Genomic DNA, 17,385 nt, shown 5'->3' with positions numbered 1-17,385 from the left:
AGAGTATTTTATAAAGGAAGTTAGATAGTATTTTTAGCGTTGTATTCCATGATGGTTTTGTGAACTATATCACCAATTTCTCCAGTGATATGTCTATCAGCATAAGTTGATTTTGGTTCATATTGAATACCTTCAGCAAGAGCATTAATGTATGTGTTGCCTTTCGCTAAATATTCTTTAGTTTCAGCTTCTGTAAGTTGGATTAACCTACCGAAACTCATGATCGAATAACTGCAATAAACATCAAGATAGTACTTATTTTCATGTTGCAGAAAAAACCAAAAGTGTGGTTGGTGTGCGATTACTTGCATTGGTTGGTTTTTAATAAGATGTAAATTTATCAATTAAAATGAAAAACGCAAAGTGAGGAGATGTTTGTTTCGTTTTTTAAGTGAAGTCTTTGCTTAGTTTGGCTTCTGTTTCTTTTAGTTGCGCCATTGTCTTGTTTTATTGTGCCAAGGCTTTGTTCGATTGTGCCAAAGGTTTGTTCGATTGTGCCAAGGCTTTGTATGTTTTGGACTGTGTTTATTTCGATTACGCCGTTGCTTTGTTTTGTTGCGCCATAGGTTTGTTCGATTGTGCCAAAGCTTTGTTCGATTTAGACTTAGCTTGGTTGATTTTAATGTGTGGTACAACTATTAATTGAAAAGAAAAACGCAAAGTCAGGAGATGTTTGCTTTGCTGTCATAACTATGAATTAGTGTAGCATAAATACAAACATGTATGGCAAAAATATAAATCAGCATGGCAAAAATATAAACCTGCATAGAATAAATACAAGCATGCATAGGATAAATACAAACTTGTGTAGCATAAATATGAACCTGCATGGCGTAAATATAAACATGCATAGGATAAATACAAACATGTATGGCATAAATATAAACTTGCATAGAATAAATACAAGCATGCATAGGATAAATTTAAATCAGTATGGCATAAATAAAAACCTGCATGGCATAAATATAAACCTTTATGGTAATTTAATGTGTTGTATAATTATTAATTAAAAAGAAAAACGCAAAGTCAGGAGACATTTGCGTTAGTTTTTATGGGAGTATTTTGCTTAGTATGTTTGCAGTTGTAATAAAACAACCTTTTTTATTTTTTTCGTTTTTGATCTGCTTCTCTCATACAGTCCCAACATCCTTCCTCTCTAGTATAACTACCATTGGGATGTATGTGACAACTCCATCTGCGTCTTTCTTCTTCAGACTTTCTTTCTGCTTCTTGTTTATAATAATCACCATTTAACTTTTGATCACAATCATTGCAAATGGCATTATGTCCCATCCAACCTGGCATCATTTTTCCACAACTTCTACATCCCATTTTGTTTATGCCTAATCAATTCTGTTTTCGGCTTATTTCCGCCTTACTCTTTTCCCAAATTCGGAGAGGTTTTCAGGATTTTCCTCCATAACGTTTTATGTATCTAGGTTTTTCGCTTATCCACAACGTTACATCTCTTTGCGTCTGTCGCTGCTGCAAACACTGACCAAAACAAATCTACTGAATTTCTTTGAAAGACAGAATTGTAGTAACCAGATTATTTTCCACGAAGACAAAATAGCAAGCGCAAGCCCAGAAATAGCGCAAAACGGTGGTTAGCGATAGTTGTTTAAATAATCTGAAATTTCTTTATTCAAATTATAAAACTCATCAATTAAATCATTTGTAGTTTTAGTTTTTAATTCGCCACTAGAATTCATCAATACCATTTGACTAGTAATTTTGCTAATATTAGAGTTAGTAAAATTTCCTTTTTCATCTTTTGTAACAGAAATTTCAATACAATCTCTGGTTGGTAAATGTGCAAAGGCATTTCTAATTGATGAAATTTTTTGAATTTTATCAATAATTTTTTTATCAAAGGCCTTTATATTTCTAAGTATTTTAAGTTTACCTCCAATGCTAATAATTGATGAATTTAAAACAATATTTTCGAATTCATACTTCTTTTCAGGATTAAAATATGACGAAATTATTAAGTCTATTTTCGTTTCAACTTGATAAAGTCTGTCTATTGTCCAACCTCTAATTTCTTCTTCGTTGAATTCGGATATGCTAGATTTGTGAGTGCTCTTTAAACTTGTATCTTCCATTTTTTATACGATTTTTTACAATTATCGCTAACGTAATTCCGCTTGGCGTCAGTGGCGACTTTTTTAATAATTTGTTCTAAAGACAAGCAAAATTTCAACTTAGTAATTTCCGGCTAATAAAAACTAAACTAGCCATTGCGCCAAACGGCTGTTGGCAGTAGTACTTTATTAATTGTCTGTTTTTATTGTTACGATTTGTTTTATTTCTCCACTTTCTATTTGTAATCTCAATTGCTCGTAATTTATATTGCTTCCACTAATAATATTTACATTATTCAATGAATCTTGTGGACCTTCAATTCTTAAGTCGTCAAGTAATGCAAGTTGACCTCGATGTAATCTTCTGTCAACAAGAGATAAATCTTTATTAAATGAATGTGGATAATTAGAACCAACATCTGTTCCGAAACGTCTTAAAAGTTCATCAGTAAAGTTTTGTTCTGCAAATTCTTGAGGATTTATAACCCCAAAAGTGTTCTCTCTATAAAGTACATTAATTGCATTACGTAAGCCTTTCTTATCGTCAAATGAGACTACATTTTTTTCAATAAATTTTGAAACATCCTCATAGAAGTTTTTTGTTACTAACTTGTCGTTTGAACTTGTTGTAAAACCTAAAAAACCTGAATAAAAATATTCCGCTAAATCTCTCTTACCATTGCTGAAATTGTCATCATACATATAGCAAGAATACTTGTCATTAATTTCTTGTGCTGTAATATCTTCCTCAATAATAAATCCTATTTTATAAAAGTCTTTTGCTGGAGAAAGAAATAGGTCATTGATTAATTCAATTAGTTTCTGATTGTCTACTTCTTTTATTGTAAAGGCTTCTTGTAATTCAGCCTTAATAACCAGTGTAAAATGTTTATTATTTAAATTGCCGTCAATCACTAAAAGTATTCCAGCTGGAATTGTTCTTTTGTTATGGCTTATTGCTAATAAATCTGCAATACTTTTAGATTTATTTAGAAAGAAGTCATTTGTTGAGTTTTTCAATGATGTTGAGTATCTATAAAAACTGTCAGCTTCACTATGTGAAATTTGTAGTTTAAAGAATCTTTTATTCTTTGAAAAAGCAGTTGAAATTCTGTCTCTTAGAGTTTCTATTTCGGCATCGCCGAATTGAAACAAGTTTTCAGAATATTCAGCTACTCCAAAATCTTCATTATCTTTTTTCTTTTGAACTTTATGAATAGTAATTCTTGAAAGCTCTAATTCTTCTATGTCTATCATTTAGTAATCGTTTATAAAGTCAATATTATTTTGATTGATGTCAAATATTTTTTGCATATAATCCAACATATTTGGGTATCCTAAAACACAAGTGTTTAGATGTTCTAACACAATATAATACATTGTTCCCAGTGTACTTCTTTTTTTATCAAAATTTAGTAAAATCCATTCGTTTTCATCTTTTTCCTCAATGAATTCTGGATATAGATTTATTTTGAATACTTTATCTTCTAAAGATTTTTTACTAATATTTACGATAAGTCCTTTGTCAAATAAACATATAACATTTGGTAAAAATTTCCAATCTGTTGTATTATATAATTCTTTAATGTGTTCAAATGAAAAAGCATCACTGTTTCCAACAAACATAAATGTTAACAATGGATTTTTAAATGGATTTTTCGTTGTTGGTTTATCAACAAAAATTCCTTTTCCACCAGCTTCTATAAAGTTTGGCTCAATTTTGCTTCTATGCATAAAACTATCTAATCTCTGACTCGTAGTAATAAATTCAGTTATATATTTTTTGTCCCAACTTGATTTTATTTCAGCATAACTATAGATAGATTCATATGTTAAATATTCAGTATCATTATAAGTTTTGTAGAGAATTGGTGTTCTAAAATTGTCAGCAATTATGAAATCTAATTGTGGACTTGATGATAATGCCGTATCAATAATATGACCATTACTAATGTAATATTTTTCAGGTAATTTTTTTCTAAAAAAGTTTCTAACAGCTATTTCAAATTGGTCTCCAGATGCAGGAAAATCTCCGGTATGATGAATTAATTTTACCTGTTTATGAGCAATATCTAATCCGTCCGCTTCAAAATTAAAGAAAGCATCAATCGAAATTTTTCTAAACTCCTTATCTTTTTTTTCCATTTTTAATAACGTAGAGTTGTTCTTACTACGATTTTCCTGAGTATTACTGCCAACTTGTATATAAGTCTGACATTATCATCCTAATACACCAAATACTAGGTGTATTAAGATGATAAATGTTAAATTTTATTTTGCTAATCTAACAAATATTTTCTACCAAAAACTACGTACAAATACTTAATTTTTACAAAGATAAAAAAGGGTTTTGGAAGTGTTTTACGGGAAACCGTAAAGTGGTGTTTTTTAATTTTTTTTAAAGATTTTGTTTTGCCTTTGTTCGGGGTTTGTTCGGTAAACTTGCCATTTTGCAAAGCAATCCCGAACCATCTCCGAACAAAACCTTTGTAAAATTGTCATCAATCATTCAAAATTGGTCATTGAATTTAAAGCTTTTCAAAACATAATGATTTAATGTGTTGTGATTTATGAATAAAAAAACGCAAAGTCAGGAGACGTTTGCGTTTGTTTTTCATGGGAAGTTTTAGCGGAGCTTGATTAATCTATTTTATAACAATAGTTTTCCACTCTTTTTGTAATTCACCTTTTGCGTTAATATCAGATATTTCTAAAAATTTGAATTTACCTTTTGATATTTTTTTGTAAAGCTTGTTAAAATTGTCAGGTATTTTGTATTCATCGTTCAGCACATGTGAAAATCTAGCAACATTAACCCATTTTCCTTTTTTTAAAGTCCAAATAAAAATGCTTTTATATTGGCTTGTACAGGATGAATAAAATTGTCCAATTTCATTTCCGCCATCTTCGTCAATGTCACCAATGCTGAATAAACTTTTTGAATGACAACAAGTGGATTCAGTTTCAATTCTTGGAATATTATTGTCAGTAAAATAATAAGAGTCGCCTTGCTCACAGTAATTTAAGGAATGCAGATAAAATGCAAAATCATCTTTTTTGTCATTGTTTAAATCTCCCAAATTTTCTAATTCTTCATTATAAAATTCATTAATTACTTTTTTTGAGATTCTTATTGGATAGCAATTATTTTTTTCGTTATCTACTTCATATTTTGAAATACTCAATTTGAATTTTCCTTTAAGTAGTGTATCATTTATAAAGTTAATATCATTTGATAAAACAGAATCTTTAGAAGTTGAATTTTTAATAATATTAATTTGTTCTTGATATGATAATTCTGATAAGACTTTTGTTTTCTTCTCAATAGTCTTTTTTGTTTCTGTTTTTATATCAGCTTTTTCTCGGTTACAAGAAAAAAGAGGAATGATTATTAATAAAAGTAGTATTTTCTTCATTTCTCGTAATTATATCGCTGACGTTTGCATAGTTTTTATTAGAAGTTTTTGCGTAGCTTGGGTTGTTTTTATTTATAGTGTAGATTTTTTATTTTTTATCGAGGTCGAACGTCAGCTGCCTATTTTAGTGGTTCGCTAATTTCCATTAAATCTTCTCACTAATTTTATTTCAGTAAAATCTTCTGCTTCATACAATTCTGTTACAATAAATGATTCTACAATCATTTTGTCATATCGTAAAATATCTATCACAGATTCATTTTCAACATTATAAATTGCAATTTTATAGTAGTCTTTAGGGGTTCGTGTAACTTTTCTTGTTGTTGGTTCTTTACAGTTCGAACCTTGTCCTAAAACGAACGCATTTTTTCGGTAAAATGTCCAATCAATTACTTCACATAATCTTTTATGTTTAGTTCCTTCTTTATAAACATAGGCATTTAAAGTGTCTTTTTTGAAGTATAAACTATCAATATTATTAAATTCCCAAGATTTGTTTGAAGGCAAACTAAACTTACCTTTTTTCATTTCCACAATACTGGTTTTGACTATTTTCTGAATTGAGGATTTTGTTGGTTTGATTTGAGCAACCAAACAAATTGGAAATAAAAAAACTATGTAGATTAATTTGTAATTATTCATTTAATTTTCTTTTGTAGAGTAGTTTTTCATGCAGTTTACGATAAATTGCCACTACTTTTGTAGTTTGTACCATTGCTGCTGCAATTACTGACCAAAACAAAACTACGTATTTTCTTAGAAAGATAAAATTGCTTCCACCTGATTATTCTCTACGAAGACAAAATACCATGCGCAAGCTAAGAAATTGGTTTAAACCACTTTTGGCGGTTTGGGTTTATTATTTACCGCTCAAAAGATTGGCTAGTGCTTCTTTGCTATCTTCATTTTCTGAATCTAGTTGAATGGATTTCTGATACATTTTTATTGATTCTTCTTTCTTATTTAATTTTGCTAGCATTTCAGCATAACTTCCAAAAGCGTTACTACTTAAAGGAAATAAAACGGTATTTAACTTGAAAGTTTCTAAGGCTTTTTCATTCTCATTTTTGTAAATTAACTCATAGCCCAAATCATTCAAGGTATTTTCTAAAGAAGCTTTGTTTTCTTTCTTAACGTTGTTTGAGGAATTAATGGCATAAGTCAATGCACGTTCATATATGATGCTTTTTTGCTTGTCGCTTTGTGTTTCTGCGAAACTTTTTGCAATTGTATTTATTACTAAACTTGGATTTTGATTCCAAATGGAATGTCCGCATTCATACGCAGTGATACCGATACTTTTGGGATGACTTAGAATAAATTTTTTATGACATTCATTCCAATGCTCTATTTTTTCTGTTTCTTTGACTAGTGGAATTCCAGCTACAAAATCGACAACGGGTATATTTAGTGGTATTGATAAAGCGCTCATTATTTTCGTGGTTTCTCTTTCATTAGATACTTGATAATACAATCCTATAAATTTTTCTTTCATTTCAGGTAAATATTGTTCGAGAGACTTTACATCTTCTTCACCATATTTATCCATATAATTATGATTAACATCAATTAGCACAACAGACTTAACAAGTTTTGGATGTCTTGTTGCATACAAAGTTGCCAAATAACCTCCGTAGGAATGTGCTACCAAAATAATTTCTTTGTTGTAGCCTAATTTTTTGAGACCTGTTTCCAAGTCTTCAACAAGGTTGATTATTCCGTGTTTATTGATATCGGTTTCAGATGTATCTATAGTGCTTTTACCGTGTCCAGCTCGATCGTATGTTATTAATGTTGAGCCAGTAATTTTAGAAAGCGGTTCTAATATTGAATCCCATATTTTACAATCTGCTCCACCACTTGATTCAAATAGGATAGGAGTTCCTTTACCTTTTATAATGTTAAAATGTAGTTTATGATTTCCAACATTTACTAAAGTGTCTAATGTTTGAGATTGATTTTTTTGAAAAATTAATAAGCTTAATAGGATGAAAAGTTTAAATGTTGATTTCATTTTTAAATTTGTTTTTATTTTCGGTTCAGCCACACTGGTGAATGACGTAATGCGGCTTCAAGAAGTGGCGATAAACCAAGACCAAGCCTGCACAAATATAACAAAGACTTTTAATTAAAGACCTTTCCAATTTCTGATAAATCCCATGCCTCGCCATTTCGTGTAACAGCTGTTAGCAGTAGTTTTTTTTAATATTCATCATATTTTTTTAAAGGTTTAAAGTTTTTATACCTAGCGTAACTCTCTTGACTTTTTGTATCTTTAAAAATAATCTTTTCTAATCCTTTTTTATTATAAGTTGAAACTGTCAATGCCTCGTCTAATTCAACTCTTGCAAACATTCTTAAGCTATCTCCTTCAATATTTAAGAATACTGTTGAACAGCCTCCATGAACTAAAAAAGCATCTATGCAGTCAAGTTCACTATTATAAAGCATATTAGGATATTCTTCTGAATTCATAATTGAAACAAGTTTTTGTTTTTCACTATCATATATAAAAAGTCTTCTAACTTCATTCGAACCTCTTGCCGCTGTTCCAGAAATGAATGTGATATCATTAAATCTGTCATTGTTGAAATCTGAAATATTTGTTTCAAATCTCATTATTGAATTAGTTTCATAGGAATAATTATTTTGAATCATCCAAGTTTCAGGATCCTTAATTGAATTTTTCCCTTTGGTATAAAATTTAATTATTACATAGTTGTCTTTATAAACTCTATATTTTATAAGTTCAACTTTACATTTTCCTTTATCTCCAATATTCAAGCTGTCAACAAAAGTTTCTAATATTTCGGTATCTAAAGAATCTATATGTGCGGTTTTAATTATAGATTTTTCAATTTTTGATGTTTTACTCTTTTGAGTTATATTATCTGTATTTTCAGTGATTTGTTTTTTTGTGCAAGAAATTAAAATAGTAAAAGCAAGAAATACGATAAATTTCATTTTTGGTAGCATTAAGTTATTGAATTCTCCCATTTTTTTGCAAAATTACTGCCAACTTACATATAAGTCTAACGTTATCATCCTAATACATCAAATACTAGGTGTATTAGGATGATAAATATTATATTTTATCCTGCTAATCTAACAAATATTTGCTACAAAAAACTACGTATAAATACTTAATTTTCACGAAGGTAAAAAAGGGTTTAGGAGGTGTTTTACGGGAAACCGTAAAGTGGTGAAAGAAATTACAACCATTTCTTTTCACTTTCAGTAGCATCAAGAATGTCGATGTTGAATATTGTTTTAAATCGTTCGGCTACTTTAAAAGCATCGTTTTTATCACGTGTTTTGTAAAACGTAATGTGTTTGTTACCGTTGTAAAATAAATTGAGTAAAATGATGCTATTTTGAAGTGTGGTTTCGGCTGTTATTACTCGTATGGTTTGGTTTTCGGTGGTTTTAAATACAGAAACGTATTCAAAATTTGGGCAAGGTTTCCAAGTTCCAAAATGATAACCGAAGAGTGATTTTATACTTCTATAAGTTGTTGTATCTAAATCAATTTCGGAACCTTCGGTTATTAAAAAATTGATGCCAATGACAAGAAAAATTCCACCAAAAATGATGTTTGTGGTTAAGGATAATAATCCTAGAATTGTAATACCAAATCCAAGTATTTTTTTAAAAAGAGGTATTTCCTTGAGGTAAATTATTTTATTCATTCTCGGGTTTGTTTTTGGTTCAATAAATTTTGAATTCTATTGTTAAAAAATAATTTTAATGTAGTTACTCTTTGATTTTATCGAATGCTTCTTTTGTCATGATAACTAAATCTTCTTTTATACAATCCCAAATGGAGACGTATTTTTGAGACATTACATAGTGCGATTTCATGTTTGAAAATTTGCCATATAGCAATAGTGTACAAATATCTGTTGAAGTTATCAAATCATCTAAAATATGGCTGTGTACGGAAGATTCAATTTCTTCTTCTCCTCCATATTGTATAGGAATTAAACTTTTGTGTAATTGTTTTTGTTCGACTAACTTAAACTTATTGTCAAAAGTTAATAAATAGTCATTGCCAAAAAGTATAACGTTATTTAATTTTGGTCCGGTTAAAACAAAAACTCTTTTTTCTTTTTTAGTAACAATAGGAATTAAATTTAGGTTAGCATTTTTATAATGCTTATATAATGTATCTGAATTAATGATTTTTAAAGCTTCAGTTCTTATTTTGTAATAGTCGTACTCATTAGTGGTTAGTTCTCGTTCTTCTAAATTTGTTGTTGCATTTTCAACTTTAAATGTTGCATCAAAACTTATTGTACCTAGAACTTTTGGCGTTGGATCGCTAGAGTAGAAGATGCACTTTGTAATTTCATTATCGGAATAGGAAAAGTAACCACCAATTTTTGATTTATAGTTATATTTTTCCATGAAAATGTCACTTCCATACCATGAAGCCATTTCTGATTTGTAAAGCATTTTTCCTTCTTGAACAATTGATGCCGCTTTTTTATCAATTTTTGATTGACTGAAACTTAGTAATCCAAATAGTGAAATAAAAAGGTAAAGAGTTGTTTTCATAATTTTTTGTGTTTGTTTATTAAAATGGATTACTTAATTATTTTAATTAAAAAGTGTAAAAAACAATTTTAAAGCAAATTGCAAAGAAACTATATTTTATAATTCATATTCTTTTTTAAATACAAATTCTAATGTATTTGATGGTGAACTTAATACTTTATAGTTAAATAGAAACTCGTTTGCTGAATTGTTGCTGATTTCGCCGAAAAGAAACGTGATGAAATTTTTATCTTCTAAATTTTTGTGTTCTAATTCACGGAGTAAATCATCAAAAAAGAATTCGGAATCTAACAATTCTTCTTTATATTCAATGAGTTTTGCAACTTCTAGTTTTTTAAACCACCAACTTTCTATAAAATCCTCGTCGTAATAGTCAAGTGCTGCTTCTTTACCAAAATTTGATACCTCATCGTTTTCGTAATCAAATTGTAAATATTCTTGATAGAATTCTTTTTCAGAAGCATTTTTTCCAATCCAAACACAGACTATTTTTTTGGTACTCATTTTTAATTCTTTTAGGTTAAAGTAGTTGGTTAAGGATTCAAAGTCCAAATTAAAGCTTTCTCTTTAGTAGCGCGATAAATGGTTGCGTGTTCTTCTTTTGGTTCGTTTGAATATTGAAAGATTACGTTTTTATTGTTTTCCGTGGTTAAAATTTTTGCTAAATTTTTAGTGTGTTTAGCAATATCAGAAGCACTTGATCCTGTAAACCATAGTCGTTTTTTGCCTTCGGGGAATTTTGCAAGATGTTCTTTTGCAGTTCTAACTAAATAGTGGTTGTTCCACCATAGTGATGGATCCATGGCAATGTAGTAGTCAAACATTTCTGGTTGTGTCATGAAGGTTTCCATGATGAAAAGTCCTGCAAGCGATTCGCCAATAATTCCTTTTGTGTTTTTCGTACGATAGCGTTTGTTGATTTCAGGAAATAATTCGTCTTTGATGAAGGCTCTAAATTTTGGCGCACCACCAATTACTGGCGCAATTTCTTTATCTTTTTCAACTTCGGTACTTCCTGATAAATCGCGTCTGCGAACTGTATTTTCTATACCGACAAGAATAAAAGGTGGAATTTTGTTTTCCTTAATTAAACCATTCATTGTGTTAGCAATATGAGGAAAATCTTCTGCTGTTCCGCCATCTGGCATGTACATTACTGGAAGTGAATCTTTGGATTTGGCATAATCTTCGGGCAACCAAACGTTGATAGTCCTAGTTTCTCCAATGGCTTTTGAATTGATTTTAAAAGTATCGTGGGTAGGAATTGGATCTTGTTGTTGTGCTTGATTGTTGCAAGCTGTAATAAGTAAGCTTAAAAGTATGATTAGAAATTTGTTGCTCATGATGGTTGTAGTATTTTAATGATGAACAAATATACAATTATGTGTAAGAATTTATAAGTTTTGAATGAATTTCATAAAAAAAAACCACAAGCCGAAACTCGTGGTTTTCAAAGAATAGAATAGGGTTTATTTGAATATTATTTTATAATAAAACGTTCCTGAATCGCCTGTTTCACTGCATCGATTATTAAAATCAAAACCTTCTTGTTTTAAGTTATTGTCTTGATTGAAAAAATCTTTTATCATTATTTTTTTAACTTTATAATTGCCGCCTTTGTATTGAATTTCTTCATCATAATTTTCAAGGTGGAAAAAATCGTCACCATGAGTGTCTTCTTCACGTGGGCTATAAATTAGTTTTAAGTACGCTCCATTTTCAATATCATTTGTGGAGAAAGTGTAATTTCGGGACATGGTTAGATCATCGCCATATTCAAAATTTTGATTGGCATTTTTATCGCTTACGTTCCAAATCAGTTCGTCTTTGTTGTTTTTTTCACGGATGGTTTCATTTTCTGATGAAAATGCTTGAACGCCAACCCAACCATACATTTGTGCATCGCCTTTACCAATAATTCGGTCCATTTTTAATGTCACTTGATAGTTGGTTTTTTCGTTAGCGGTACATTCTCTAAATGGTATGGACTCAATTTTTGCATTTGTTACTGCAACTGTGCCATCAAGAAATTTTAAAGAAAAGCTAATTGGTGCTCCAAAAGCAGCAGGTCTGTTTTCTTTAGCAACCGCATTTTTAAAGAATTCGTTCATTTGATTTTGTAGTTCTTCAAGACCTTTAACTTCAAACGGAACGGCATCACCATTTGTACCATAAGCAAGCATTTTGAAAACAACATTTTTGTATTTGTTTTTTAAATTAGTATCAAAACTAACACTTTGTCCTGAATATTTTACTTTTAACTGGTTGTCAATTTCTGTAGATTTATCTTCTAATTCGTAAGATATTAATATTCTTTGTCCGTAGGTGATTTTATCTACATAAACGATGTCTCTATTCGAGTTCAAACTTTCATTTTTAAAATATTTTTGCGATGGAAAAGCTTCTGCGGTGAAAGTTTCGCATTTATAATCGATTAGATATTTTCTAGTTTTTCTGTTGTAGTCGTATTTGAATTTATCATCAACATCAACTCCTAATCCTGTTAAATTCAATCCAATGTTCATCTTTAAATCTTTAGACGAGAAAACTTCAGAAGAGGTTTTTACAAAATTTTGTGTTGGTTGACCATTAGCATCTCTTTCAAGAAGATTTTCAAGTTGCACCGATAGATTTAATGCAGAAACATTTTTAACCTCGATATTGTTCGTACCTTCTTTTAATCGCGCCGATTTTAGCATTATTGAAATTGGGTTTACGATATTTCCTTCATAAATATTCATTTTTCCTGTTTGTGAAAAATCAGATAAATTGTATGCGCCACCAAGAATAACATTTGACGTTGCAGCTTTTGAAAGTATATCTTGTTTTATATCTGTCACAGAGAGACTTTTGTAGGTTGTGGTACAATTTTCATCTTCAGATTGTTCTACTTTTGGCTTTTTATTATTGGGTTTGTACACTTTATCATATTTTGCAATTCCATTAGCTCTTTCAATAGAAATTTCTTTATTCATTAATTTAGATAAATCAATAGTTTTTAAAATAGGAGTTTCTTGTTGTGCTTTGTCAACAATATTTGAAATTCTATTTGATTTTACAACTTCGGTAATTCCATCTTTCCAATAAATGGTTCCTTTATCAAAGGTGTTCATTCGTTTGAAATTAGGTTTGTTACTGTCCATTTCATCGGATGTAGGAAAACCTAATTCACTTGTTTCATAACCAATTTCACCCCATTTTTTCATAATGTCTCCATAAATGGCATGCACTTTTTTTGTATTTGGATTGTAATAAACCCATCCATTTTCAAATCGTAAAAAATAACCTCCTGCGCCAGCTGTTGGACGCATTGTTGCACTTTCAGAATGGATGTTACCAAGGTTTTGCTCTTTTGCTTTTGCTATAATTTGTTGTTCAATAGGATTTTGTGAACCGCTATTTGTGGGAACTCTATTGATTCCTCCACGAATTTGTGCACTACTTATTACGTGTATTAAAATCATTAATACAACACTAAATTTTATTTTGTTTTTCATATATGTAGAATTTGATTTGTTAGTGGTCATATATGGTATCGCCTTTTTATTTATTAGTGTTTGCTTGCGCAAACTTGTTGTTAATGGCGATTTCATGATACTAGTATTAACTATTAAACGTTCCTGTTATTTTTCCTGATGATTTTTTTGATGGTTTTGGGTTGTTTTTGGTAATTTCATAGAGTTCACCATCAAAAGTTCCCGATACTTTTTTGTTTTTTATATTTACTTTCACTGTGCCTGAAAATTGGTAGTATTTTTTGTTGATTAAAACTACTGAGCCATTTTTGTTTCCACTCGTTATGGTATAAGTTCCAGATTTCTTTTTGTCGACAATCAAGTTAATTTGTGTTGTCATCAATTTTTCACTTAAAAGACTTGTTCCAATAGAAAAAGTTTTTTTGTCGGTTTCTGTAAAAGAGGCTTTGTCTTTGTAGGTTTTTTTATTAAAAGTAAACGTTATTGATGTGTTGCTGTTTTGCTGCTCTTGAAGTTCTTTGAGCATTTTGTCGACTTTTGCATCACCAGTTTGTGCCATAGAAAACACAGAACATAATAGCGTAAAAATTGCAATTATTTTTTTCATGATTATTCTGTTTGTTGAAAAATAAATGATAGATTGCCGTTATAATAGTCGTTTGAAAAATCAGTAGGATATATAAGACCAGGCGTTGGGGTAAAACCGAACGAATCAAAACGAATATTTCCAGAAGTTATAGGATATGTTATTGGTGAACCATCAGATTTATCACGATAATACCAATCATCAGAGTTCATAGTTATAGCATATTTTTTATCTTTTTGTAATTCAATAGGTTCGATGTTTTTTGTGGTTATAGTTGCGGCAGTAGTTACATTTAATAATTCTGTTCTAATTACAGTATTAGTAGTTGCATCCCATAAAGTAACTCTTAAATTGGAGTTTGATTGTGGTAGCGCTACTACAAATGCCTTTATTTTCCCTTTTACTAAAGGAGTAAATTCGTTACCTACTTCAGACGTTGTTCCATCTACAACATCGATAACAGCACCATTAATTCCTCCATTTGTGAGATAGCCAATAAGTGGATTCTCTTCTTGAAAAGTTATAGATGCATCATCGTCTTTAGAACATGAGGTCAATGTTAAAGCTATAAAAGCTATAAAAATTGCTAATTTTTTTGTTGTTTTCATTTTATGTTTTTTTAAAATTATATTCAAAAGTATTTATAGTAAAGAATCCAAAAAACCACTAATAGATGAACGGCATTTTGAATAGACAGATAACAGATTTTGCTACATTATATAGTAAAATTAATTGCCTTTTAGTATTTTTCCGTTTAAATTAGGAAGGTTAAACGTTGTTACACCATTGCCACCATAAGTAGTTCCAATTATAGTAAATAAGGCTTCGTTTAAACTAATTTGCATTGTTCTACCGTCGCATGGTAAATAGCAACCATTAGCCGTTGGAAAATTTCCAACATGGGCAACAATAGTTCCTAGTGTATCGGCTCCTATGTAATTAGGAGAAGGATAAACTCCGCAAATTAATATGTAATATTTCACAGGAACACTATCCACATTTTCAGCAAAACTTGCAGTATTTGATATAAGTGCATAAGGCACACTTAGTAATTGTTCGTTAGAAATAATGGTGTAATTAGTTCCGCCAATTGGGTCAATTTCGCATTTTATTTTTTTGCTGCTAGCATTAGAATTCATTGCGGAAGTAAAATCACCTGAAACTAAAGTTCCTTCACCAACTTTTAGCGATAAAAGTCCGTTGGCGTTGGTTAAAATCGTATGAGTTTCTTCAAATTCGGTGTTTTCAGTTCCCATAACAACTGATATTAGTGATATTTTTACACCTACTTGTTGGTTCGTAATAAGCTGATTGCTTGCGTTTCTAACGACTGCTTGAAAGCTAAATTTATTTGGAGCTTGTGCGTTTGCAGATAGAGTATACAAGAAAGAAAATAGAAAAAATATTTTTGTTGCAATGTTTTGTGTATTTGTTTTCATTTTGATAAAAGTTTAAGAGTTTAAGAGTTTAAGAGTTTAAAAGTTTAAGAGTTTAAGAGTTTAAGAGTTTAGAATTAAATTCCTAAACTAGTTTTTAATAATTTTAAATGTTTTTAATTTTTTATTATTCTCATTAACAGCAATAAAGTAATTTCCAACAGAAAGATTTTCTATTGAAATTTGGGTTTCATTAGCTGTTATTTTTTGATGAGATATCAATTTTCCCGTTACATCATACAGGTCGTATTCTAAATTTTCTAAAGAGTGATTGGATATCGATAAATTTACATTTTCAGTAGTTGGATTTGGATAAACAATGGCTTGCAATTGAATGGTTGGATAATCGTTGTTTCCTAATGTGAAAATTTCAAAAGGTTGTTGCACACCTTGGGATAGTGAACCATTTGTTCCTGTTGCCGCTACATAATCTATTTGTCCAACGGTATAACTAAAACTTCCACCAATTCCTGAACCATTTCCACCTGATGAATTTACGGATTGTTGGGCTTGAACTCCAGTTAAGCTTAAAACGCTTATAATTATTAGTTTTTGCATGTTTTATTGATTTATGATTATAAATATTTGAGTAGTATCTTTTTATAAAAACACTTAATAGACCAGCTACATTTAGAATAGAAAGACAACTTATTTTTTAATTAAATAACTTTTACTGACTATCATTATAATTAATCCGAAGGCCATCATTAAAATCAAACCGGGAATTTCCTTCCATGAAATTAAAATTGCTTTTTGAGGATTGTTAATCGGATAGGCAACTGCAACTTCTTCATTTAATTCATAATTAAACAGCATAAATATTTGCGGCGATTTGCTATAACTTTTTATAGTTTGATTAGTTGTAGTTTTAAATTCAAAAAACGGACTTCTACCAGATAATGTCTTATTGCTTTTAACCATTCTTGCGCCGTTTGAACTAACTTTATATCCAATAATTTTGGCTTCTGTCGTAGTTTCAGTTAATGAATAATCTATTATTTTGTATAAAGCGCTACCCCAAAAAATAAGAATTCCAATGCCAGAAATTAGTAATGTTAGCCCAATAATGAAGGGATTGTTGGTTTTCATTTTTGAAATTATTTAAATTTTGATTTCATATATTCATCGAAACGAGGCAATGATTGATCTTCATAAATTTCGATAAACTGACCAAATTGCATGTAGGCATACACAAAAGGATTTTGAGTTGCTTCTTCATAGTTTTTAGTAAAATATTCCTCTTTCGAGATTCCTTCTGGAACAGGATTAGGCAATTTGGCAAACATCTTTTTAGCCAATTTATAACATTGTTTTAGTTCTTTCTTCTTGCCAATTTTTCTCCAATAAAGCATTGCAATTGTATTTGCTAAATGTTCGTTTTGGTAACTTGCTTTGCTGTTTTCATGATCATAAGTTTCTTGATAAGCGTGACCATATTCGTGAATTAAATAAAATCCGTTAAAGAATAAACCAAACATTCTTTTGCCTTCTTCTTCGCTACCAGTAACTTCTTTTGTAAACGCTTTTAATTCGGGCAAAACTTGACTCCATAAAGGAATGTTTACTTTGTTTTCTCCATCAAAAAAGATTAAATAAGGCGTTGTGTTTAAAATAGTTGTAGTGGTAAATTTGTCGTCTTTTTTGAATTTGTAAACTTCTTTTTTAAATTTTTCTGTGATTTTGTTAGCATTATTCAACAGCGCGACTGAATCTTGATAAACGGTGAACCATTTTTTTTGAGCATTAGTTGTTATGCTCATTAAAGTAATTGTGATGATTAAAATTGTTTTTTTCATGATTTCTATTTTAAAGCAAAACTCATTTAAAAAT

20 protein-coding genes are annotated in these 17,385 nt (G+C 29.9%); all 20 read right to left on the bottom strand.

What is annotated here, in order from left to right:
• Nucleotides 1–20 precede the first annotated feature (20 nt).
• A complete protein-coding gene (locus Q0049_RS14250) occupies nt 21–311 on the bottom strand; it encodes a hypothetical protein (RefSeq protein WP_298121136.1) in 291 nt (96 codons plus the stop codon).
• 790 nt (nt 312–1,101) lie between these two features.
• A complete protein-coding gene (locus Q0049_RS14245; RefSeq protein WP_298121134.1) occupies nt 1,102–1,332 on the bottom strand; it encodes a hypothetical protein in 231 nt (76 codons plus the stop codon).
• A 275-nt stretch (nt 1,333–1,607) separates the two neighbouring features.
• Nucleotides 1,608–2,105, bottom strand: coding sequence for a hypothetical protein (locus tag Q0049_RS14240; RefSeq protein WP_298121131.1), 498 nt, complete (start codon nt 2,103–2,105; stop codon nt 1,608–1,610).
• Between the two features lie 168 nt (nt 2,106–2,273).
• On the bottom strand, nt 2,274–3,341 hold the full coding sequence (locus Q0049_RS14235) for a nucleoid-associated protein (RefSeq protein ID WP_298121128.1): 1,068 nt from the start codon (nt 3,339–3,341) through the stop codon (nt 2,274–2,276).
• On the bottom strand, nt 3,342–4,229 hold the full coding sequence (locus Q0049_RS14230; protein ID WP_298121125.1) for a DUF6602 domain-containing protein: 888 nt from the start codon (nt 4,227–4,229) through the stop codon (nt 3,342–3,344). It abuts the gene before it with no gap.
• A gap of 500 nt (nt 4,230–4,729) precedes the next feature.
• Complete coding sequence (locus tag Q0049_RS14225; RefSeq protein WP_298121122.1) at nt 4,730–5,500, bottom strand: hypothetical protein; 771 nt, start codon at nt 5,498–5,500, stop codon at nt 4,730–4,732.
• A gap of 135 nt (nt 5,501–5,635) precedes the next feature.
• On the bottom strand, nt 5,636–6,142 hold the full coding sequence (locus Q0049_RS14220; protein WP_298121119.1) for a hypothetical protein: 507 nt from the start codon (nt 6,140–6,142) through the stop codon (nt 5,636–5,638).
• A 217-nt stretch (nt 6,143–6,359) separates the two neighbouring features.
• Entirely contained in the window at nt 6,360–7,514 is a 1,155-nt protein-coding gene (locus Q0049_RS14215) for an alpha/beta hydrolase (RefSeq protein ID WP_298121115.1), read from the bottom strand.
• A gap of 188 nt (nt 7,515–7,702) precedes the next feature.
• Nucleotides 7,703–8,497 (bottom strand): hypothetical protein, encoded by a 795-nt coding sequence (locus Q0049_RS14210; RefSeq protein ID WP_298121112.1) that lies wholly within the window; start codon nt 8,495–8,497, stop codon nt 7,703–7,705.
• Between the two features lie 215 nt (nt 8,498–8,712).
• Nucleotides 8,713–9,189, bottom strand: coding sequence for a hypothetical protein (locus Q0049_RS14205; RefSeq protein ID WP_298121110.1), 477 nt, complete (start codon nt 9,187–9,189; stop codon nt 8,713–8,715).
• A 64-nt stretch (nt 9,190–9,253) separates the two neighbouring features.
• Nucleotides 9,254–10,057: a hypothetical protein gene (locus Q0049_RS14200; RefSeq protein ID WP_298121109.1), complete on the bottom strand. Its 804-nt coding sequence runs from the start codon at nt 10,055–10,057 to the stop codon at nt 9,254–9,256.
• A gap of 96 nt (nt 10,058–10,153) precedes the next feature.
• Entirely contained in the window at nt 10,154–10,561 is a 408-nt protein-coding gene (locus Q0049_RS14195; RefSeq protein WP_298121106.1) for an immunity 22 family protein, read from the bottom strand.
• A 29-nt stretch (nt 10,562–10,590) separates the two neighbouring features.
• Nucleotides 10,591–11,400 carry an alpha/beta hydrolase-fold protein gene (locus Q0049_RS14190; RefSeq protein WP_298121103.1) on the bottom strand — a complete coding sequence of 270 codons (810 nt, stop codon included), beginning with the start codon at nt 11,398–11,400 and terminating at the stop codon, nt 10,591–10,593.
• Between the two features lie 126 nt (nt 11,401–11,526).
• Nucleotides 11,527–13,554: a thiol-activated cytolysin family protein gene (locus Q0049_RS14185; RefSeq protein ID WP_298121100.1), complete on the bottom strand. Its 2,028-nt coding sequence runs from the start codon at nt 13,552–13,554 to the stop codon at nt 11,527–11,529.
• A 106-nt stretch (nt 13,555–13,660) separates the two neighbouring features.
• Nucleotides 13,661–14,140: a hypothetical protein gene (locus Q0049_RS14180; RefSeq protein ID WP_298121097.1), complete on the bottom strand. Its 480-nt coding sequence runs from the start codon at nt 14,138–14,140 to the stop codon at nt 13,661–13,663.
• 2 nt (nt 14,141–14,142) lie between these two features.
• Nucleotides 14,143–14,727: a hypothetical protein gene (locus Q0049_RS14175; protein ID WP_298121096.1), complete on the bottom strand. Its 585-nt coding sequence runs from the start codon at nt 14,725–14,727 to the stop codon at nt 14,143–14,145.
• A 120-nt stretch (nt 14,728–14,847) separates the two neighbouring features.
• Complete coding sequence (locus Q0049_RS14170) at nt 14,848–15,558, bottom strand: phage tail protein (protein WP_298121093.1); 711 nt, start codon at nt 15,556–15,558, stop codon at nt 14,848–14,850.
• A gap of 87 nt (nt 15,559–15,645) precedes the next feature.
• The gene (locus tag Q0049_RS14165) at nt 15,646–16,113 is read right to left on the bottom strand and encodes a T9SS type A sorting domain-containing protein (RefSeq protein ID WP_298121090.1); all 468 of its coding nucleotides are present in this window, start codon (nt 16,111–16,113) and stop codon (nt 15,646–15,648) included.
• Between the two features lie 90 nt (nt 16,114–16,203).
• The gene (locus Q0049_RS14160) at nt 16,204–16,644 is read right to left on the bottom strand and encodes a DUF3592 domain-containing protein (protein ID WP_298121087.1); all 441 of its coding nucleotides are present in this window, start codon (nt 16,642–16,644) and stop codon (nt 16,204–16,206) included.
• An 8-nt stretch (nt 16,645–16,652) separates the two neighbouring features.
• On the bottom strand, nt 16,653–17,351 hold the full coding sequence (locus Q0049_RS14155) for a hypothetical protein (RefSeq protein WP_298121084.1): 699 nt from the start codon (nt 17,349–17,351) through the stop codon (nt 16,653–16,655).
• Nucleotides 17,352–17,385: the final 34 nt, after the last annotated feature.

The sequence above is a fragment of the Flavobacterium sp. genome, from assembly GCF_027484205.1.
Lineage (GTDB): Bacteria > Bacteroidota > Bacteroidia > Flavobacteriales > Flavobacteriaceae > Flavobacterium.
Note: the sequence above shows the minus strand (reverse complement) of the source record. Positions and strands in the feature narration are given on the sequence as shown.